The organism is Bradyrhizobium sp. HKCCYLS3077 (genome assembly GCF_051167555.1).
In the GTDB taxonomy this organism is placed as follows: Bacteria; Pseudomonadota; Alphaproteobacteria; order Rhizobiales; family Xanthobacteraceae; genus Bradyrhizobium.
On sequence record NZ_JBNPTH010000001.1, the window covers coordinates 692969 to 713123 of the forward strand.

16 protein-coding genes are annotated in these 20155 nt (G+C 66.0%); 12 read left to right on the forward strand and 4 right to left on the reverse strand.

Annotated elements, in window-relative coordinates:
• The first annotated feature begins 34 nt into the window (after positions 1 to 34).
• The 4 genes from ACQR0Z_RS03010 (at position 35) to boxB (ending at position 6148) form a co-directional block, all read left to right on the forward strand.
• Positions 35 to 1555, forward strand: coding sequence for a benzoate-CoA ligase family protein (locus ACQR0Z_RS03010; protein WP_434918009.1), 1521 nt, complete (start codon positions 35 to 37; stop codon positions 1553 to 1555).
• Positions 1556 to 2032: 477 nt separating this feature from the next.
• Positions 2033 to 2836 carry an alpha/beta fold hydrolase gene (locus tag ACQR0Z_RS03015; RefSeq protein WP_434917638.1) on the forward strand — a complete coding sequence of 268 codons (804 nt, stop codon included), beginning with the start codon at positions 2033 to 2035 and terminating at the stop codon, positions 2834 to 2836.
• A gap of 95 nt (positions 2837 to 2931) precedes the next feature.
• Positions 2932 to 4620, forward strand: a complete 1689-nt coding sequence (gene boxC / locus ACQR0Z_RS03020) for a 2,3-epoxybenzoyl-CoA dihydrolase (RefSeq protein ID WP_434917639.1) — start codon at positions 2932 to 2934, stop codon at positions 4618 to 4620.
• 76 nt (positions 4621 to 4696) lie between these two features.
• The gene (boxB, locus tag ACQR0Z_RS03025; RefSeq protein WP_434917640.1) at positions 4697 to 6148 is read left to right on the forward strand and encodes a benzoyl-CoA 2,3-epoxidase subunit BoxB; all 1452 of its coding nucleotides are present in this window, start codon (positions 4697 to 4699) and stop codon (positions 6146 to 6148) included.
• Positions 6149 to 6406: 258 nt separating this feature from the next.
• Here the strand turns inward: boxB and ACQR0Z_RS03030 are convergent, their stop codons facing one another.
• Positions 6407 to 7216 (reverse strand): SDR family oxidoreductase, encoded by an 810-nt coding sequence (locus tag ACQR0Z_RS03030; RefSeq protein WP_434917641.1) that lies wholly within the window; start codon positions 7214 to 7216, stop codon positions 6407 to 6409.
• Between the two features lie 170 nt (positions 7217 to 7386).
• Between ACQR0Z_RS03030 and ACQR0Z_RS03035 the strand changes: the two genes are divergently transcribed.
• The gene (locus tag ACQR0Z_RS03035; protein ID WP_434917642.1) at positions 7387 to 8667 is read left to right on the forward strand and encodes a hypothetical protein; all 1281 of its coding nucleotides are present in this window, start codon (positions 7387 to 7389) and stop codon (positions 8665 to 8667) included.
• 8 nt (positions 8668 to 8675) lie between these two features.
• Here ACQR0Z_RS03035 and ACQR0Z_RS03040 read toward each other — a convergent pair whose 3' ends face one another.
• Positions 8676 to 9734: a polysaccharide deacetylase family protein gene (locus tag ACQR0Z_RS03040; protein ID WP_434917643.1), complete on the reverse strand. Its 1059-nt coding sequence runs from the start codon at positions 9732 to 9734 to the stop codon at positions 8676 to 8678.
• A gap of 165 nt (positions 9735 to 9899) precedes the next feature.
• Between ACQR0Z_RS03040 and ACQR0Z_RS03045 the strand changes: the two genes are divergently transcribed.
• From ACQR0Z_RS03045 to ACQR0Z_RS03060, 4 genes are all read left to right on the forward strand, one after another.
• Positions 9900 to 11294, forward strand: coding sequence for an OmpA family protein (locus tag ACQR0Z_RS03045; RefSeq protein WP_434880047.1), 1395 nt, complete (start codon positions 9900 to 9902; stop codon positions 11292 to 11294).
• Positions 11295 to 11296: 2 nt separating this feature from the next.
• A complete protein-coding gene (locus ACQR0Z_RS03050) occupies positions 11297 to 11602 on the forward strand; it encodes a hypothetical protein (protein WP_434917644.1) in 306 nt (101 codons plus the stop codon).
• Between the two features lie 422 nt (positions 11603 to 12024).
• The gene (locus ACQR0Z_RS03055) at positions 12025 to 13080 is read left to right on the forward strand and encodes a lysylphosphatidylglycerol synthase domain-containing protein (RefSeq protein WP_434880049.1); all 1056 of its coding nucleotides are present in this window, start codon (positions 12025 to 12027) and stop codon (positions 13078 to 13080) included.
• A 28-nt stretch (positions 13081 to 13108) separates the two neighbouring features.
• On the forward strand, positions 13109 to 14419 hold the full coding sequence (locus ACQR0Z_RS03060; RefSeq protein ID WP_434917645.1) for an ATP-binding protein: 1311 nt from the start codon (positions 13109 to 13111) through the stop codon (positions 14417 to 14419).
• A gap of 63 nt (positions 14420 to 14482) precedes the next feature.
• Here the strand turns inward: ACQR0Z_RS03060 and ACQR0Z_RS03065 are convergent, their stop codons facing one another.
• Positions 14483 to 14998: a GcrA family cell cycle regulator gene (locus ACQR0Z_RS03065; RefSeq protein WP_257167179.1), complete on the reverse strand. Its 516-nt coding sequence runs from the start codon at positions 14996 to 14998 to the stop codon at positions 14483 to 14485.
• A gap of 473 nt (positions 14999 to 15471) precedes the next feature.
• On the opposite strand from ACQR0Z_RS03065, the gene ACQR0Z_RS03070 reads away from it, so the two are divergent.
• Together ACQR0Z_RS03070 and argF are read left to right on the forward strand one after the other, a co-directional pair.
• Complete coding sequence (locus ACQR0Z_RS03070; RefSeq protein WP_434856454.1) at positions 15472 to 16683, forward strand: aspartate aminotransferase family protein; 1212 nt, start codon at positions 15472 to 15474, stop codon at positions 16681 to 16683.
• A gap of 8 nt (positions 16684 to 16691) precedes the next feature.
• Positions 16692 to 17618 (forward strand): ornithine carbamoyltransferase, encoded by a 927-nt coding sequence (gene argF / locus ACQR0Z_RS03075; RefSeq protein ID WP_434856574.1) that lies wholly within the window; start codon positions 16692 to 16694, stop codon positions 17616 to 17618.
• Positions 17619 to 18519: 901 nt separating this feature from the next.
• Here the strand turns inward: argF and ACQR0Z_RS03080 are convergent.
• The gene (locus ACQR0Z_RS03080; protein WP_434917646.1) at positions 18520 to 18915 is read right to left on the reverse strand and encodes an endonuclease domain-containing protein; all 396 of its coding nucleotides are present in this window, start codon (positions 18913 to 18915) and stop codon (positions 18520 to 18522) included.
• 114 nt (positions 18916 to 19029) lie between these two features.
• Here ACQR0Z_RS03080 and ACQR0Z_RS03085 point away from each other — a divergent pair, with 114 nt between their 5' ends.
• Positions 19030 to 20037, forward strand: a complete 1008-nt coding sequence (locus tag ACQR0Z_RS03085; protein ID WP_434917647.1) for an Hsp33 family molecular chaperone — start codon at positions 19030 to 19032, stop codon at positions 20035 to 20037.
• Positions 20038 to 20155 lie beyond the last annotated feature (118 nt).

The window sequence follows — 20155 nt, forward strand, 5'->3', positions numbered from 1 at the left end:
TCGGGGGAGGAACGCCGTGAAGTCGTACAATGCGGTGTCGTGGCTGCTTGACCGCAATGTCGAGGCCGGCCGCGGCGACAAGCTCGCCTACACCGACACGGTCTCCGAGCTGACCTATCGCGGCCTGCAACAGCAGACCTGCCGCGTCGCCAACCTGCTGCGCCGCCTCGGCGTCCGCCGCGAGGAGCGCGTGGCGATGATCATGCTCGACACGGTCGATTTTCCCGCGGTGTTCCTGGGCAGCATGCGCGCCGGCATCGTCCCGGTGCCGCTCAACACGCTGCTGACCTCGGAGCAATACGCCTATGTGCTGGCGGACTGCCGCGCCCGCGTGCTGTTCGTCTCGGAGGCGCTGTATCCGGTCGTGAAGGACATCGTCGGGCGCATGCCGGACCTCAACTGCGTGGTCGTCTCCGGCAGCAACGCGTTCGGCCACAAGCTGCTGTCCGAAGAACTCGCGCGCGAGAGCGATCAGTTCGACACCGTCGCCACCCATGAGGATGAGCCGGCGTTCTGGCTGTATTCCTCCGGCTCGACCGGCATGCCCAAGGGCGTCCGCCATCTCCACGGCAATCTCGCCGCGACCGCCGAGACCTACGCCAAGCAGGTGCTCGGCATCCGCGAGAGCGACGTCTGCCTCTCCGCGGCAAAGCTGTTCTTCGCCTATGGCCTCGGCAACGCGCTGACCTTTCCTTTGTCGGTCGGCGCCACCACGATCCTGAATTCCGAGCGTCCGACGCCGGGTTTGATGTTCAAGCTGATGAACCGCTACAACCCGACCATCTTCTACGGCGTGCCGACCTTGTTCGCGGCGATGCTGCATGACGAGTCGTTGCGTCACGAGAAGGCGGGCAGCGCCTTGCGCATCTGCACCTCGGCCGGCGAAGCGTTGCCGGAATCCGTCGGCAATGCGTGGCGCGCGCGCTTCGGCGTCGACATTCTCGACGGTGTCGGCTCGACCGAGCTGTTGCACATCTTTCTGTCGAATGCGCCCGGCGACATCAAATACGGCTCCTCCGGCCGCCCGGTGCCGGGCTATCAGGTCCGCCTCGTCAACGAGGCGGGACAAGACGTCCCCGACGGCGAGGTCGGCGAAATGCTGGTGCATGCGCCCTCGGCCGGCGAGGGCTATTGGAATCAGCGCCACAAGACGCGCTCGACCTTCGAGGGCTATTGGACGCGCACCGGCGACAAATATGTCCGCGACGCCGACGGCCGCTACACCTTCTGCGGCCGCTCCGACGACATGTTCAAGGTCTCCGGCATCTGGGTGTCGCCGTTCGAGGTCGAGAGCGCGCTGATCACGCATCCCTCCGTGCTGGAGGCGGCCGTCGTGCCGGAGGCCGATCCGGAAGGCCTGTTGAAGCCGAAGGCCTATGTCGTGCTGCGCCCGAGCGTCGACCGCGAGACGCTGCATGAGGCATTGAAAGAGCACGTCAAGCAGAAGATCGGCCCGTGGAAGTATCCACGCTGGATCGAGGTAGTGGACGCGCTGCCAAAGACCGCCACCGGCAAGATCCAGCGCTTCAAGCTGCGCGAGGGGGCGAGTCAGTAGTTGGTCTTCCTGCCCGTGAGTTGGCCCTGCTGTTAGTTGTCGTCATGGCTGGGCTTGACCCGGCCATCCATCTCTCTGCGAGAAGGAAAGACGTGGATGCCCGGGCCTTCGCCGCGCCGAAGCGGCTTCGGCCGCGCAGGCGGGTCAAGCCCGGGCATGACGAAGGAGAGAATAGCGCATGACGCTCGAAGCTGACGGCTTCCTCGCCATCAACGCTACCCCAACAGCGCTAGATCGGCCCCGCTTCGCTGCGCCCTCCGGTATGATGAAACAAGACACGCACATGATGAAGCAACTCATCGCCGCAAACTCCGCTCGGCTCTCTCCCCCCTTGTGGGGGAGAGGTGGAGAGGGGGGTATCACGAGCGCCGGTGCTTGTGGCTCACCCCCCTCCCTAGCCCTCCCCCACAAGGGGGGAGGGAACGACGGAGCTCGCCGCGCGAGCATTTTTGGCCAGTGGTATGAGTGGAGATCGCGATGACCTTGGCTGCATCCGGCTTCCTCACCATCGATTCCGTGCAACTCGAATATCGCCTGATCGGCCCGCAGCCCTCCGCTGCGCCATGCATCGTGCTGCTGCATGAAGGCCTCGGCTCGGTCGGCCTGTGGGGCGATTTTCCCGACAGACTGCAGGCCGCCACCGGCACCTCCGTGTTCGCCTATTCCCGTGCCGGCTACGGCGCCTCGAGTCCGGTGATCCTGCCGCGCCCGCTCGACTACATGCAGCGCGAGGCGCGGGAGGTGCTGCCGAAGCTGCTCGACCTCATTGGCTTCCGGCGCGGTCTGCTCGTCGGTCATTCCGACGGCGCTTCGATCGCGGCGATTTATGCCGGCAGTCACGCCGACCGCCGCCTCGACGGCGTCGTGCTGATCGCGCCGCATGTCATCGTCGAGGACGTCTCGGTCGCCTCCATCGCCGCGATCAAGACCGCCTATGAGACCACCGAGCTGCGGGCCAAGCTCGCCCGCTGGCACAAGGACGTCGACAATGCCTTCCATGGCTGGAACGGCGCCTGGCTCGATCCGGCCTTCCGTGCCTGGGACATCACCGCGGACCTAGCCTACATCCGCGTCCCCGTGGCCGTGATCCAGGGCGCCGACGACCAGTACGGCACGGTCCGGCAGGTCGAGATCATCCAGGAGGAGTGTTACTGCCCGGTCGAGGTGACCATGCTGCCCCAGACCGGCCATTCCCCGCACCGCGAGTCGTCCCAGGCGACCCTGCGGGTCATTGCCGAGTTCGCCGCGGCCACCCTGCCGCTCGCCCAATCACAAACATGAAATAAAATGCATGTTTCGGCATTTCCTCGTAGACGGCAGCCGGAACATGCATTATTTTACATCTCAACGATAAGCACTCCAACGAAGGGTGACTCATGGCCGGGGAAGACCGCGTACTCGCGGGAGGCAAGACGTTCATCGATTTTCAGACCGATCCCTCCCGCTACAAGCATTGGAAGCTCTCGATCGACGGCGAGGTGGCGACGCTCGCCATGGACGTCGACGAGAATGGCGGCCTGTTCGAGGGCTACCAGCTCAAGCTCAATTCCTATGACCTCGGCGTCGACATCGAGCTCGCCGATGCCGTGCAGCGGCTGCGCTTCGAGCACCCGCAAGTGAAGGTCGTGGTGCTGCGCTCGGCCAAGCCGCGCGTATTCTGCGCCGGCGCCAACATCCGCATGCTCGCCGGCGCCACCCATGCCCACAAGGTGAACTTCTGCAAGTTCACCAACGAGACCCGCAACGGCTTCGAGGATTCATCCGAGAATTCCGGCCAGCGCTTCATCACCGTCGTGAACGGCACGGCGGCCGGCGGCGGCTATGAACTCGCGCTCGCCACCGACCACATCATCCTCGCCGATGACGGCTCGTCCTCGGTGTCGCTGCCGGAGGTGCCGCTGCTCGCGGTGCTGCCGGGCACCGGCGGCCTCACCCGCGTCGTCGACAAGCGCAAGGTGCGCCGCGACCGCGCGGACGCATTCTGCACCACGGAGGAGGGCGTCAAGGGCAAGCGCGCCGTGCAATGGCGGCTGGTCGACGAGATCGCGCCGAACTCCAAGGTCGATGCCAAGGTCGCCGAGCGCGCCAAGGAGTTCGCCGCCGCGTCGAAGCGCAACGGCAGCGGCAAGGGTGTCGAGTTGACGCCGTTGAAGCGGGTCATCGACGCATCGAGCGTGCGCTACGGCTTCGTCAATGTCGACATCGACCGCACGGCTCGCATCGCCACGATCACCATCTCGGCGCCGGAAGCGGCGCCGCCGGCCGATATCGACGGCATGATCGGGCAGGGCGCGTCCTTCTGGCCGCTGCAGGTCGCGCGCGAGCTCGATGACGCCATCCTGCATCTGCGCATCAACGAACTCGGCATCGCGATGCTGGTGTTCAAGTCGCATGGCGACCGCGCCCATGTCCTGGCCCATGACGCGTTCCTCGAAGCCAACAAGGCGCATTGGCTGGTCAACGAAATCAGGCACTATTGGAAGCGCGTGCTGAAGCGCATCGACGTCACGTCGCGCACGCTGGTCACGCTGGTCGAGCCCGGCTCCTGCTTCGCCGGCACCCTGGCCGAGCTCGTGTTCGCCTCCGACCGCTCCTACATGCTGATCGGCACCATCCAGGGCGACAACCGCCCGGCGCCGGCGATCGAATTGTCGGCGATGAATTTCGGCCCCTATCCGATGAGCCACGGCCTGACCCGGCTGCAGTCGCGCTTCCTCGACGATCCCAACGGGCTCGAGCGCGTGCACGAGCACGTCGGCAAGCCGCTGGAGGCCGATGACGCCGAGGAGCTCGGCCTCGTCACCTTCGCGCTCGATGACATCGACTGGGAAGACGAGATCCGCGTCTTTCTCGAGGAGCGCGCCAGCTTCTCGCCCGACAGTCTCACCGGTCTCGAAGCCAATCTGCGCTTCGCCGGCCCCGAGACGATGGAATCGAAGATCTTCGCCCGCCTCACCGCCTGGCAGAACTGGATCTTCCAGCGCCCCAACGCGGTCGGCGAGGACGGCGCACTCCGGCGCTACGGCACCGGCGAGCGGCCGCAATACGACATGACGCGCGTATAGTTCTCATCCGTCATGGCCGGGCTTGACCCGGCCATCCACGAGCCAAGCAGCTCGAACGAATTCAGGGAGGCACGCCATGAACATGAACATCATGAACGTCGACTACTCGACCAAGATTCCGAACAACGTGAATCTCGCCGAGGACCGCCAGGTCCTGAAGGCGCTGGAAGGCTGGCATCCCGGCTACGTCGACTGGTGGAACGACATGGGCCCGGAGGGCTTCCAGCAGTCGCTGGTCTACCTGCGCACGGCCTATTCGGTCGACCCGCGTGGCTGGGCCAAGTTCGACTACGTCAAGATGCCCGACTATCGCTGGGGCATCCTGCTGGCTCCGCAGGAAGAGAACCGCAAGATCCCGTTCGGCGAGCATTATGGCGAGCCGGCGTGGCAGGAGGTCCCCGGCGAATACCGCGCGCTGATGCGCCGCCTGATCGTGATCCAGGGCGACACCGAGCCGGCCTCGGTCGAGCAGCAGCGGCATCTCGGCAAGACCGCGCCCTCGCTCTACGACATGCGCAACCTGTTCCAGGTCAATGTCGAGGAGGGCCGTCACCTCTGGGCGATGGTCTACCTGCTGCAGAAATACTTTGGCCGTGACGGCCGCGAGGAGGCCGACGATCTCTTGCGCCGCCGCTCGGGCGATGCGGACTCGCCGCGCATGCTCGGCGCCTTCAACGAGAAGACGCCGGACTGGCTGTCCTTCTTCATGTTCACCTATTTCACCGACCGCGACGGCAAGATGCAGCTGCACTCGCTCGCGCAGTCCGGCTTCGATCCGCTGTCGCGCACCTGCCGCTTCATGCTGACCGAAGAGGCGCACCACATGTTCGTCGGCGAGACCGGCGTCGGCCGCGTCATCCAGCGCACCGTCGATGCGATGCGCGCCGCCGGCATCGATGATCCCACCGACATCGCCAAGGTGCGCGCGCTCGGCGTCATCGATCTGCCGACGATCCAGAAGAAGCTGAACCTGCACTACACGCTGTCGCTCGACCTGTTCGGCTCGGAGGTCTCGACCAACGCGGCGAACGCCTTCAATGCCGGCATCAAGGGCCGCTACCACGAGACCCAGATCCAGGACGATCACCAGCTCAAGAACTCGACCTATCCGGTGCTGAAGCTGGTCGACGGCGAGATCAGGCGGGTCGACGAGCCGGCGCTCACCGCGCTCAACATGCGCCTGCGCGACGACTACTCGCAGGATTGCATCAAGGGCCTGCTGCGCTGGAACAAGATCATCACCACGGCCGGCTACGACTTCGAGCTCAAGCTGCCGCACACCGCCTTCCACCGCGCCATCGGCGAGTTCAAGGACGTCCATGCGACACCTGACGGCATCCTGATCGACGAGGGCACCTGGCAGAAGCGCAAGGGCGACTGGCTGCCGTCGTCCGACGACGGCGCCTACATCTCCTCGCTGATGAAGCCGGTCACCGAGATCGGCGAATACGCCTCCTGGATCGCCCCGCCGAAGGTCGGCATCGACAACAAGCCGGGCGACTTCGAGTACGTGAAGATCGAGACCTGATGAGAGGCGAATAGGGAGTTGCGAGTAGCGAATAGGAAGCTGCCCGCCATCCCACCTCGCGAAGCCACTGTCAGCGCCTGATCTCGAACCGCTGAAGTCGAGATCGATGACCGGAACTCGCTCTATTCCCTCCCCCCTTGTGGGGGAGGGCTAGGGAGGGGGGTAGCCACGGAGACGGTCGTTCGTGGCTACCCCCCTCTCCACCTCTCCCCCACAAGGGGGGAGAGAGCCGACCTCCCGCGGAGTGAGAGCGTTGCCTCAGCTATCCCAGCCCGCGCCCGGAATGCCGGGGTTGGCGTACACGATCCCGCCATCCACCGCGATCGTATTCCCCACCACATAGTCGCCCGCGCGTGACGCCAGGAAGATCGCGGTGCCTGCCATGTCCTCGTCGGTGCCGATGCGCCCCGCGGGCACGCGGGTGGCGACCTCGTCGGCATGGTCGCGGGCGGCCTTGTTCATGTCGGACTTGAACGGACCCGGCGCGATCGCGGTGACCACGATATGGTCCTTGATCAGCTTCGCCGCCATGCGCCGCGTCAGGTGGATCAGGCCGGACTTGCTCGCCGCATAGGAATACGTCTCCAGCGGGTTGACGAAGATGCCGTCGATCGAGGCGATGTTGATCACCTTGGCCGGCCGCTCGGCGCTCGCAGCCGTGCGCAAGGGCGCGGCCAGCGCTTTTGTCAGGAAGAACGGCGTCTTGACGTTGAGGTTCATCACCTTGTCCCAGCCGCTCTCCGGGAATTCGTCGAAGTCGGCGCCCCAGGCCGCGCCGGCATTGTTGACGAGGATGTCGAGCCTGGGCTCGCGTGTCTTGATCTCGCCGGCGAGCATGTCGATCCCTGCCATGGTCGAGATGTCGATCGGCAGCGCGATGCATTCACCGCCATACTCGGCCGACAGCTGCTTCGCCGTCTCCTCGCACGGGCCGGCCTTGCGGGCCGTGATGTAGACCCGCGCCGCGCCCTGCGCGAGCAGGCCGGCCGCGATCATCTTACCGATGCCGCGCGAGCCGCCGGTGACCAGCGCGATGCGGCCGTCGAGCGAGAACAGATTTTTCAGCATGTGGTTTCCTCCTGTCGTTGTTACCCGTTCTGGGTGGCCCGATCGTTCGAGTCAAGCGATGGAACGAAGCCGCGGGCGGCATATGAAGCGTGAGCTTGCGCGACCCGCTTTGTCACCACAACCGCCGCCGTGATATCGTCGGTGCCGTTGCGTGATGAGTCGGTGACTTGATGTTCGAGTGGATCAAGAAGCGTTTTGTTCGGGAGCAGGCGGAAGATCTCACGACCGAGTTCGTGCGGACGTTGATTGCAGAGTGCCGTCGGCAAGGTCTCGTTGTGCAAAGCTTCGATCCGTCCGCCCGCAGCTTCGTCGCCGCTCTGCAGGATGGCTCGCAGGTCACCGCCTTCATCGACAACACCTTCACCGAATGGCAGGCGCGGCTGCCATCCCGCCGGGAGGAATTGGTCGCCCGTTTCGTGCGCTCGCTGGTCGAAGCGCGCAGTCACGGCACGCTCTCGCCGGAGAGTCTTGCGGATGAGCTGATGCCGGGAATTCGCTCCCGCGTGCTGGTCAGCGAGCTGATGCTCCGCGATTGGATCGGCGGCGGTCCGGCCGATGACAGCCGTGTGACGGCGTCACTGCCATTCGCAGCGGACCTTGTCGTCTGTGCCATTCGTGATCGGCCCGACAGCATGTCGCTCCTGAAGGTGGATGAGCTTGCGGCGGCCGAAATGCCGCTGGACCGTGCGCTTCGCCAGGCCATGGTGAACTTTCGCGCAAGAATGCCGCAGCCGGTGTTCGAGCCGCTGGGGCAGGGGCTGTTCGGCTGTGCCAACCTCGGGGACTATCAATCGTCACTGCTGCTGCTGGCGCCGGGCGAGGACTATGCGCTGCCGCCGCTCGACGGTGCGCCGGTGGCCGCCGTTCCCGGGCGCAACGTCTTCTACGTCGCCGGATCCAACGACCCCGCGGGGCTGGTGCGGCTGCTCGAGATTTCCGCCGGCGCCGCTGAGACGCCGCATTTCTGCACGGCGTCGCTGCTGCAGTGGAACGGAGAGCGGTGGGGCGGGGCCACGCTGGCCAATGCCGCGCTCGAGGCCCGTCACCGCGACATCCGCCAGCAGCGGCTTGTGGCCGACTATGACCGGCAGAAGCAGCTGCTCGATCACTACCACCAGCTCCATGGACAGGACGTGTTCGTGGCCAGCCTGCAGCTGTATCGTGCCAAGGACGAGCCGGTGTCGTTCAGCGTGACCACGCTGGCCTCCGGGACTCATGGAACGTTGTTGCCGCGGGCCGATCGGCTGGCCCTCGTCTGGCAGGTGATCGATCCCGGCACCGGACTGGCGGCGTCGAAGCCCGGCGATGTGCTGCACGTGACCTGGCCGGATGCGATGACCATTGTCGGCGGTTTGTTCGCGCCCGTGCCGCATCTGTACCCGCCGCGGTTTCGCGCTCTCGGTTTCCCCGATCGCGAAGCCTGGGCCCGGCTGGAAGCGATGGCGCGCTGATCAGTTGCTCACGCCGCGTCGATGCGGCGGAAACCGTTCCACATCGCGGTGGCCGCGCCGGAGGTCAGCACCGGCAGCACGCGCGCCTCCTGATAGTGGCCGTTCAGCGAGACGCGCGACAGCGCGGTGAGATGGTCGGCGCTCTCGGCGAAGATCATGCCGGGCCGAGTGGTCACGGCGGTCTTGTATCCGCTCGCGGCCGCCAGAACGAACTCCCGCTGCGCGGCGGCGGCGCGGTCGCCATAAGGGTAGGCCATGTGCAGGACCTCCCGCTGCAACTCGGCCTCGATCCGGGCCCGGCTTTCGGTGATCTCGATCCGCGCCGTGTCCTCGGTCTGCTTGGCGAGATTGCAATGGCTGATCGAATGCGCGCCGATCGAGATCAGCGGCTCGGCCGCGAGCGCGCGGAGCTCGTCCCAGGACATGCAGAGCTCGCGGCTGATGACGGTCTCATCGATGCCGTGGCGCGCGCACAGCGCGCTGATCTCGCGCCGGACGTCGTGGTCGCCGGGCAGGGCGCGCAGCCAGTCGTGCAGGCGCTGGAAGGTCACGCATTTGGCCGACGGCGTCGATGCATCGAGCCGCACGGGCAGGCCGCCGATCTCGACCTCGATCGCCTGCGCCTTTGCGACCAGCCGTTCCAGCGCGACCCACCACAGCCGGCCCTGCCCCGAGGCGAAGTCGCTGGTGACGTAGATCGTGAACGGCGCGTCGAACTCGCGCATCACAGGCAGCGCGAAGTCGCGGTTGTCGCGGTAGCCGTCGTCGAAGGTGAAGCAGGCGAAGCGGCGGCTGAAATTCCGTGCCACCAGCCGCTGATGCATGTCGTCGAGGGTGATGATGTCGATGTCATGCGCGCGCAGGTGCGACAACATTTCGCGCAGGAAATCCGGCGTGACTTCGAGATGACAATTGGGCTGAAAAGCGGCGTCGCGCGCCGGCCGGACGTGGTGCAGCGTATAGATCGCGCCGACGCCGGAGAAGATCGGGCGCAGCCAGACATGCGCGCCGCTCAGATACAGCGCTTCCAGGCCGGCGCGGATAAAGGTTTTGCGAAATCGCCTCATCTGAAATAAGCGGCCCGGTGAGTGTCGGGACGAGATTACCGACAAACCGCTGAAGAAAACCTTAGTCCTGACGTTGCAAGATACCGGAAAGCTCGCCTCATTTCCGGTTTGACAGGCATGCAAGGGTTTGTTTTCTCTCTGCTTCCTCGATGCGACGGATGACGAATGCGCGGACTTTTCAGGTGGAGCGGCAAATGGTGGCCCGGCGTCATCCCGCTGATCGTGCTCTGGGGCTTTGCGGCCTGGACCAGCACCGTTCCCCTGGAAAATGACCTTGCCAGCCGCAGTTCGGCCGCACTTCGTGGCGCCGTGCTCGACCGTACCAGCATCACCGTCGACGGCCGCGACGTCGAGCTGCGCGCCAACGCGTTTTCGGAGGCGGGACGCCGCGACGCCGTTGCCGCCGTCGACAATGTCGCCGGCGTGCGGCTGGTCAACGACGAGACGCGGCTGGTCCCCGAGGCCAAGCCGTTCGTGTGGTCGGCCGAGCGCGACGTCGTTCGCGTGACGCTCGGCGGCAGCGCGCCGCTGCCGGCCTTGAAGGGCAAGCTCGTGGAAGCGACACGGGCGGCGCTGCCCGGCGTCGAGGTCGCGGACCAGATGGGCCTGGCGCGCGGCGCGCCGGCGCGGTTCGAGGACGCGGCGCTGCTTCTGATCGGCCAGATCGGCAAGCTCAAGGACGGCAAGTTCACGATCTCCGACGGCGACGTCACGCTGACCGGCATGGCCCGCGAGCTCGGTGGTCGCGAAGCGATCGCAACTGCGCTCGGCAAGCTGCCGGACGGCTTCAAGGTCGCCAGCAACGAGGTCAAGGCGCCGCCCTATATCTTCCAGGCCTACAAGGATCCGGTCGCCGTCACCGTGACGCTCGCGGGCAACGTGCCCGATGAGAACATTCATGCCGTGGTCGTCGGCTCGTCGTCGCGCAAATTCTTCAGCGAGAAGGTCGTCGACAATCTCAAGAACAGCGTCGGCGCGCCCGCCAATTTCGTCAATGCGGTGGTGCCGGCCCTGGGCGCGCTGTCGCGGCTGTCGACGGGGACGCTGGTTGTCTCCGACCGCGACATCAAGATCTCCGGTGACGCGCTCTATGACGCCGCGGCGGCCCAGATCCGCACCGGGCTCGCCAAGGAGGTGCCGCAGGGCTGGCAGGTGAAGGCCGAGATCACCGTCAAGCCGCCCGCCGCCCCGGTCGATCCGACGGTCTGCCAGCAGCTGTTCTCGGACGTGCTGGGCAAGGCGAAGATCCGCTTCGAGACCGGCCGCAGCGACCTCGATCGCGACTCCACCGGGCTGCTCGACCGCCTCGTCGAGATCGCGTTCCGCTGCCCCGCGGCCAATGTCGAGATCATCGGCCACACCGATGCCGACGGCGACTCCGCAGCCAACCAGGTGCTGTCGCAAAAGCGCGCCCAGGCGGTGGCCGACTATCTGGTCAAGGCCGGACTGCCGGCCGACCGCTTCAGCCCGATCGGCTATGGCAGCACCCAGCCGGTCGCCGCCAACGACACCGCCGACGGCCGCGCGCAGAACCGGCGCATCGAATTCGTGGTGAGGTGAGCATGGCCTATCTCGTTGCCTTTCACTGGGGGTGGCTGGCCGGCGCGTTCGCGATCGGGCTGGCGATGGGCTGGGTCGCGGTGGTGCATCGCGCCCCGCGCGTCTCGGGCTGGCTGACCTGGCTGCTGGCGGCGCTGGCCATAGGCCTGGTCGCGGCCGCCGTGACCAGCCTCGTCCCGGGCCGGGCCGGCTATTGGCTCGAACTGCTGCTGGTGATGTTCGTGCCCTATCTGGCCGGCTGTGCGATCGGCACCTGGCTGCGGGCCCTGGTGGTCACCCGCAGCATGCGGCAGCGCTCGGTGGCCTGAGGCCCTGCGGCCGCGTTCGATGGCCGGGGCCCGGGTGCAGATGCGAGACACGAAGGTTTGAGGCCCCCGGCGCCTTTCAACCGCGCATCCGGTGCTTATCGTCATGGGCGGTGATCGACCGCCATCGAGGACCCCCTGGAAAGCCCGGGGGCGGGTGTCCCTCACCGAAGTTTAACCCGGAAATCGCAGGCTGAACGGCGGCGAGGCAGTTGCCTGCTCGTCTTGCCTCAAGTGCGGCAAAACGGTGCATCGCATTTCCGTAAAGCCTGCTAAGTATATCCATGTGTACGCTTTTGTTCGCACGCTCCGTGTTCCCCAATGCGCCGAAACGCGCTACCACGGCGTTGTATGCGCACATGACGAGGCGCCTTCAGGACGCCCCGTCGACGGCCGTCGTGATGGGATCGCGGTGAGAGGTGTCGATGCTTGAAGCCATACGCAGAGCGGCCGCGTTCCTGCGCGAGAAGCAAGTCCTGCACAAGCTCGGCGTGCTGATCAGCATCGCGGTCATCGCGGTCGCCTGCTACGTCCTCTACCACATGCTGCGCGGTATCGACACCTACGAGGTGCTGGAAGCGATCAAGAGTACCGAGCCGCACCAGATCGCGCTCGCCGCTCTGTTCGTCGCCGCCGGCTATTTCACGCTGACCTTCTACGATCTGTTCGCGGTGCGCGCGATCGGCCACGACCATGTGCCGTACCGCATCAATGCGCTGGCCGCCTTCACCAGCTATTCGATCGGCCACAATGTCGGCGCCAGCGTCTTCACCGGCGGCGCGGTGCGCTACCGCGTCTATTCCGCCTATGGGCTGAACGCGATCGACGTCGCCAAGATCTGCTTTCTCGCCGGCCTGACCTTCTGGCTCGGCAACGCCGCCGTGCTCGGGATGGGCATCTGCTATCATCCGGAAGCCGCGGCCTCGATCGACCAGCTGCCGCCCTGGGTCAACCGCCTGGCCGCGATCGCCATCCTGGCCGGCCTCACGGGCTATGTCGCCTGGGTCTGGACCAAGCCGCGCGTGGTCGGCCGCGGGCCGTGGAGCGTGACGCTGCCGGGCGGGCCGCTGACCCTGCTTCAGATCGCGATCGGCATCATCGACCTCGGTTTCTGCGCGCTGGCGATGTACGTGCTGGTGCCGGACGAGCCCAACCTCGGCTTCGTCGTCGTCGCCGTCATCTTCGTCTCGGCCACCTTGCTCGGCTTCGCCAGCCACTCCCCCGGCGGGCTCGGCGTGTTCGATGCCGCCATGCTGGTCGGCCTCTGGCAGATGGACCGCGAGGAGCTGCTGGCGGGAATGCTGCTGTTCCGGATGCTGTATTATTTGGCGCCGTTCCTCATTTCTGTAATCTTGCTGACGTTTCGCGAGGTCATTATCAGCGCGAGGTCGAAACGGCTGCGCCAGGCCGCGCTCAGCCTCGACCCCACCCCTCCGCCTGAGGCCGCCTTTGCAAGGAAGCGCAGCGATTCCGGTGCCTGACGCGACCTCCAGGGAACAGTAGGACGCAATGGCCCTCGACGCTCCCTCCGATCCGGTGCTCTCGATCTTCTCCCCCTGGCCTGACCGGCTGCGCCATTCCGCGATCATCCTGCTGGCCGCCGCGATCGCGCTGACCGGTCTGGTGCTGCTCGACGAATTGCTGCCGCTGCGGGCGCTGGCGGTATTCCTGTGCATCTCGGCCGCCGCCCTGGTGCCCTGGCGGCTGCACAGCGCGGTGGCCAAGCGCGAGGAGGAGCAGCGCCACGCCAACCCGGTCGAGGCGCCCGCCGTCAGTGCCCTGGTGGACGGCATTCCCGATCCGGCCGTGCTGCTCGACCGCGCCGGCCGCGTCATCCACCTCAATGCCGCCGCCGCCCAGCTCGCGCCCGCTCTGCGCAAGGGCGAGCTCGCGCAATTTGCGCTGCGCACGCCGGAGATCATCACCGCGTTGCGCGAGGCCATCGCCACCACCGAGATCCGCCGCGCCACCTATCACGACCACGTGCCCGTGGATCGCTGGATGGAGCTGATCATCACGCCGGTGCCGGTGCCGACCGCGTTCGGCGGCACCGACAAATGCATGCTGATGACCTTCCACGATTTGACGCCGCTGCGCCGGGTCGAGGAGATGCGCGCCGATTTCGTCGCCAATGCCAGCCACGAGCTGCGCACGCCGCTCGCCGCGCTCTCCGGCTTCATCGACACGCTGCAGGGCCCTGCCAAGGACGATCCGAAGGCGCGCGAGCGCTTCCTCGGCATCATGCACACCCAGGCCACGCGCATGGCGCGGCTGATCGACGACCTCTTGTCGCTGTCGCGCGTGGAGCTGTCGGCGCATGTCCGCCCGGACACGCTGGTCGATGTCGTTCCGATCATTCGCCAGGTCACCGACGGGCTCGAGCCGCTGGCCAGGGAGCGTCAGGTGGTGATCGAGACCACGGTGCCGGAGACGCCGGTGACCGTCGCCGGCGACCGCGAGGAGCTGCTGCGCGTGTTCGAAAACCTGATCGAGAACGCGCTCAAATACGGCGCCTCCGGCGGCCGCGTGATCGTATCGCTGGAGCAGGCGGTGTCTGCCGAGAATGCCCCGGAGATCCGCGTCAAGGTGCGCGATTTCGGCCCCGGCATCGCGCCGGAGCATCTGCCGCGGCTCACCGAGCGGTTCTATCGCGTCGATGTCGGCGACAGCCGCGCGCAGGGCGGCACCGGCCTCGGCCTGTCATTGGTGAAGCACATCCTCAATCGCCATCGCGGCCGGCTGCTGATCGAAAGCGTGCCGCGCAACGGCGCCGCGTTCACCGCGTGCTTCCCGCAATCCCGCTCCGCGCGCGCATCCTGATCTGCCAGAAAGCAAAAGGCCCGGCGCAGGCCGGGCCATCATCCTCGTGATGAGTTGGGCCGCTCAGCGCGACGTCGACTTCGCCGGCTGGCGGCGCCGGTCGGCCGCGGGCTGATAGGCGACGCGCGAATGCTGCGCGCAATAGGGCAGGCCGGCGAGCGCCTTGCCGCCGCAGAAAAAGAAGTCCGGGCTCGAGGGATCGCCGACCGGCCAGTGGCAGGTCGCTTCATTGAGCTCCAGCAGCGACAGCCGCTGGTTCATCGGCACGACGTTGTCGAATGCAACTGGATCGGGCTCCGCCTCGACCTCGAAAACCTGTGCGAGCGCGGTGTTGCCGCGCGCCACCGGGCGCGCCACCCGCATCATCGGTTGAGCAGGACGGGCCGCCTTGCGCTGGCGTGGCGCCGCGGTGGCCGGGCTCTTGGCGCGGCCGGACAAGCCCAGCCGGTGCACCTTGCCGATCACGGCGTTGCGCGTCACGTTTCCGAGTTCCGCGGCGATCTGGCTGGCCGACAGTCCGGCCTCCCAGAGCTTTTTCAACTGCTCGACGCGATCGTCGGACCAGGTCAATACCGTCATCGAACCTTTCCCTTCGCGTTGCGCCGGCCAATTCTGGGACGGCGCTGCGATATCTGTCTCAAAAACCCCTGCCGGCAGAATCCCTTATCCCTCGCCGGGAGCGCGTGAAGCACCCGGACGTTACGCGAACTCAAGAACTCCTAGAGGGATCGGTTACTGCCGCACGAGATGTCGTACTCGACGCTGAAAACGCTACAATATGGCGTGACTCTCGCGCAAGAGTCGGTGGTCACCGTCCACACATTCCGCGGTTCCGTGTTGCATGTTTTGAGCTATGTCATGCGCCCGCAATGTCACGGGCCTGCGCCCATCGATCAGACGACGCGTAGTTGACTCCCACCGCCGCGCGCATACAATAGGTGCACGTGCCGCCTTGAAAAGGCGGCACATTTTGTTTTCCAGGGTGGGGTCCCTGATGCGCGATGGCATCGCATGGCGCGTGTCTCGGCCACCCGTCAGCTCATGTGATCGCCATGACAAGTGTTGCTGCTACGCATCTGCTCCCCGTATTCGCCCGGGTCGATCTGTCGTTCGAGCGCGGCGAAGGCGCGTGGCTGATCGCGACCAATGGTGATCGCTATCTCGACTTCACCTCCGGCGTCGCCGTCAATTCGCTCGGCCATGCGCATCCGCATCTGGTGAAGGCGCTGCAGGAGCAGGCGACGAAACTCTGGCACATGTCGAACCTGTTCAAGAGCCCGGACGGCGAACGTCTCGCCGCACGGCTGTGCGAGCAGAGCTTTGCCGACTACGTGTTCTTCGCCAATTCCGGCGCCGAGGCGATGGAAGGCGCGATCAAGATCACGCGCAAATATCACGCGGCGAAAGGCCATCCTGAACGTTACCGTATCATTACGTTCGAAGGCGCGTTCCACGGCCGCACCTTGGCGACGCTCGCGGCCACCGGTTCCGCGAAATATCTCGACGGCTTCGGCCCGCCGATGGATGGCTTCGACCAGGTTCCATTCGGCGACATCGAGGCGGTGAAGAAGGCGATCGGCCCGCACACGGCCGGCATCCTGGTCGAGCCGGTGCAGGGCGAAGGCGGCGTGCGCACCGCGCCGCTGTCGTTCTACAAGGCGCTGCGCCAGCTTTGCGACGACAACGGCCTGCTGCTCGTCATCGACGAGGTGCAAACCGGCATGGGCCGGACCGGCGACCTGTTTGCGCATCGCTGGCTCGGCGTCACGCCGGACGTCATGTCGCTCGCCAAGGCGCTGGGTGGTGGCTTCCCGATTGGCGCGGTGCTCGCGACCGCCGAGGCGGCTTCGGGCATGACGCCGGGCTCGCACGGCTCGACCTTCGGCGGCAATCCGCTGGCGGTGTCGGCGGCCAATGCGGTGCTCGACGTGATGCTCGCGCCCGGCTTCTTCGATCACGTCCGCAAGATGTCGCTGCTGTTGAAGCAGAAGCTCGCGGCGGTGAAAGACCGTCATCCCGACATCATCGCCGAAATCCGCGGCGAGGGTCTTTTGATCGGCGTCAAGGCGGTGGTGCCGTCGGGTGATCTTGTTGCCGCGTTGCGCGATCAGAAGCTCTTGACGGTCGGCGCCGGCGACAACGTCGTGCGCTTCCTGCCGCCGCTGATCGTCAATGAATCCGAAATCGAACAATCGGTCGACATGCTCGATCGCGCCTGCACGGCGCTGTCGGGCGGTCCTGCCAGGCAGGCGGCCGCATCATGAGCAAGGCCATGGGCAACACGCCGCGTCACTTCCTCGATCTCACCGAGATGCCGGTCGAGGAGCTGCGCAACATGCTGGCGCTGTCCAGCCGGATGAAGCAGACGCTGAAGTCCAACGAGCCGGCGAAGAAGCCGCTCGAGGGCAAGGTGCTGGCGATGATCTTCGACAAGCCGTCGACCCGCACCCGCGTGTCGTTCGACGTCGGCATGCGCCAGCTCGGCGGCGAGGCGATCATGCTGACCGGCGCCGAGATGCAGCTCGGCCGCGGCGAGACCATCGCCGACACCGCGCGCGTGCTGTCGCGCTATGTCGACGCGATCATGATCCGCATCCTCAGCCACGAGGCGCTGCTCGAACTCGCGGCGCATGCCACCGTGCCGGTCATCAACGGCCTGACGCGGCGCTCGCATCCCTGCCAGGTGATGGCCGACGTCATGACCTTCGAGGAGCATCGCGGTTCGATCGAGGGCCGCACCGTGGCCTGGACCGGCGACGACAACAACGTGCTGGCCTCCTGGGCGCATGCCGCCGAGCGCTTCAAGTTCCGCCTCAACGTGGCGACGCCGCCGCAGCTGTCGCCCGGCAAGCCGATGAAGGATTTCATCCGCGCCACCAAGGCCGACATCCATCTCGGGCATGATCCGGATGTCGCGGTGAAGAACGCCGATTGCGTCATCACCGACACCTGGGTGTCGATGGGCGACAAGGACGGCGAGCACCGCCACAATTTGCTCAAGCCGTATCAGGTCAACTCCAAGCTGATGTCCTTGGCCAAGCCCGAGGCCCTGTTCATGCACTGCCTGCCCGCCCACCGCGGCGAGGAGGTCACCGACGAGGTCATCGACGGCCCGCAGTCGGTGGTCTTCGACGAAGCCGAAAACCGCCTGCATGCGCAAAAGGGCATTCTGGCCTGGTGTTTCGGCGAGCGGGCGTAGGGTCCGATAGCAGCTCTCGTAGTGGGATCGAGCTTCGAGACAAGCATTCGGTGCACCCTCTCCCCCAAGGCGAAGCAAAGCTTCGCCAGGGTGGGAGAGGGTGGTTTCCATACGCAGCATGGAAACCGGGTGAGGGGTTGCCCCGAACTCCGGCCTTAATCTGCGGCACGAACCCCTCACCCGACCGAGTTGGCCAAACCGTCCTACATGCCCTCTCCCACAAGGGGGAGAGGGCGCAGTCATGGGCACTGGCGGGGCTTGTTCGTTGATCGTCTTGGTCCGATCTCATTAGTCGTGAAGGGCGCGAGATGGCGCGGCGCGCTCGGCATACCCTCTCCCCTTGTGGGAGAGGGTGGTTTCCATGCGGAGCATGGAAACCGGGTGAGGGGTTGCCCTGAACTCAGGCCTGAGTTTGCGGCACGAACCCCTCACCCAACCGAGTTGGCCGAACCGTCCTACATGCCCTCTCCCACAGGGGGAGAGGGCGCAGTCATGGGCACTGGCGGGGCTTGTTCGTTGATCGTCTTGGTCCGATCTCATTAGTCGTGAAGGGCGCGAGATGGCGCGGCGCGCTCGGCATACCCTCTCCCCTTGTGGGAGAGGGTGGTTTCCATGCGGAGCATGGAAGCCGGGTGAGGGGTTGCCCCGAACTCCGGCCTCAGTTTGTGGCACGAACCCCTCACCCAACCGAGCCTGCCGAACCGTCATACATGCCCTCTCCCACAAGGGGAGAGGGCGCAGTCATTGGCACTGGCGGGGCTTCTTCGTCGATCTTCTTGATCCGATCCAATTAGTCGTGAAGGGCCGGGATGGCACGGCGCGCTCGGTATACCCTCTCCCCTTGTGGGAGAGGGTGGTTTCCATGCAGAGCATGGAAACCGGGTGAGGGGTCGCCCCGGGCTCAGGCCTCAGTTTGTGGCACGAACCCCTCTCGCCCCTCGCTCAGCTTTGCGAGAATATCCTCTAGCACGGCGGTTCGTTGCTGAAGCACATCGTTGTTCCAATACCGCGCAACTCTGAAGCCTTCGCTGGCCAGCATGGCGTCTCTCGTCAGATCACCTTTCGCATCCGCATGCTGGCTTCCATCGATCTCGATGACCAGCCGATGTTCAAAGCAGACGAAGTCGAGGATGTAGTTCCGAAACGGCACCTGCCGCCGAAACTTGAACTCCGAAAGCCGGCGGTCGCGCAGCAGCCGCCACATCGCGGCCTCGGCATCCGTCGGCGTCTGGCGCATCGCCTTGGCAAAGTTGCGGATGCGCGTGCCGGTCGGTCGATGGTTCGGTGTCGACGGCATGAACCCCCCCTTCCATGCGGGTAAATCCTGCAAGCGAAGGTATACGGACCCCGCCATACGCGCTAGTTCCACAAACCCCTTCACTTTCGACCGCTTCACCCCCAAATACGCCCCATGACAGCCAATCCCCCCGACACCAACATCAACCTCGACACCAGCCGCGCCCCGTCGGCCGTGCCGGTCGATGACGCCGTGCTGCCGTTCGAGGTCGCCGCGCTCGATCTGCGCGGGCGGCTGACCCGGATGGGGCCGGCGCTCGACGACATTCTCACCAAGCACGCTTATCCTGCGCCGGTCGGCAAGCTGCTCGGCGAGGCCATCGTGCTGACGACCCTGCTCGGCTCCGCGCTGAAGTTCGACGGCCGCTTCATCCTGCAGACCCAGACCGACGGCCCGGTGTCGTTCCTGGTGGTCGACTTCCAGGCCCCCGATCGTCTCCGCGCCTATGCGCGCTATGACGAGGCGCGGCTGCAGGAGCTGAAGGAGCAGGCCAAGGACTCCGGCACTCTGCTCGGCAAGGGCCATCTGGCGATGACCATCGACCAGGGTCCCGACATGAGCCGCTACCAGGGCCTCGTCGCGCTCACCGGCGGCAGCCTCGAGGAGGCCGCCCACGAATACTTCCTGCGCTCCGAGCAGATCCCGACGCGCGTGCGCCTCGCCGTCGGCGAGGAGTGGAGCGGCGGCAAGCACCGCTGGCGCGCCGGCGGCCTGCTGACTCAATTCCTGCCGCAAGCGCCCGAGCGCCTGCGCCAAGCCGACCTGCCTCCCGGCGACGCGCCCGAGGGCACCGAGCTGCACGCGGTCGAAGAGGACGAGGCCTGGGTCGAGGGCCAGTCGCTGGTTGCCACCGTCGAGGACGTCGAGCTGATCGATCCCGCACTGTCCGGCGAGCGGCTGCTGTACCGTCTCTTCCACGAGCGCGGCGTCCGCGTGTTCGACCTCGTGCCGCTGCAGGCGCGCTGCTCCTGCTCGCGCGACGCGGTCGCCAACATGCTGAAGAGCTTCTCCCCCGAGGACCGCGCCGACATGGTCAAGGACGACAAGGTCGTCGTCACCTGCGAGTTCTGCTCCTCGGTCTATCAGTTCACGCCGCACGAAGCGGGCGTGACGCAGAACTGAGAGCGCAAGCCTGGCTCTGCAAGTCAGGGCGAAGTGGCGGAGCGAGCTATCTCCCCACGTCATCGCGAGCGCAGCGAAGCGATCCAGAGTGGTTTCCGCAGCTCTGGATCGCGTCGTC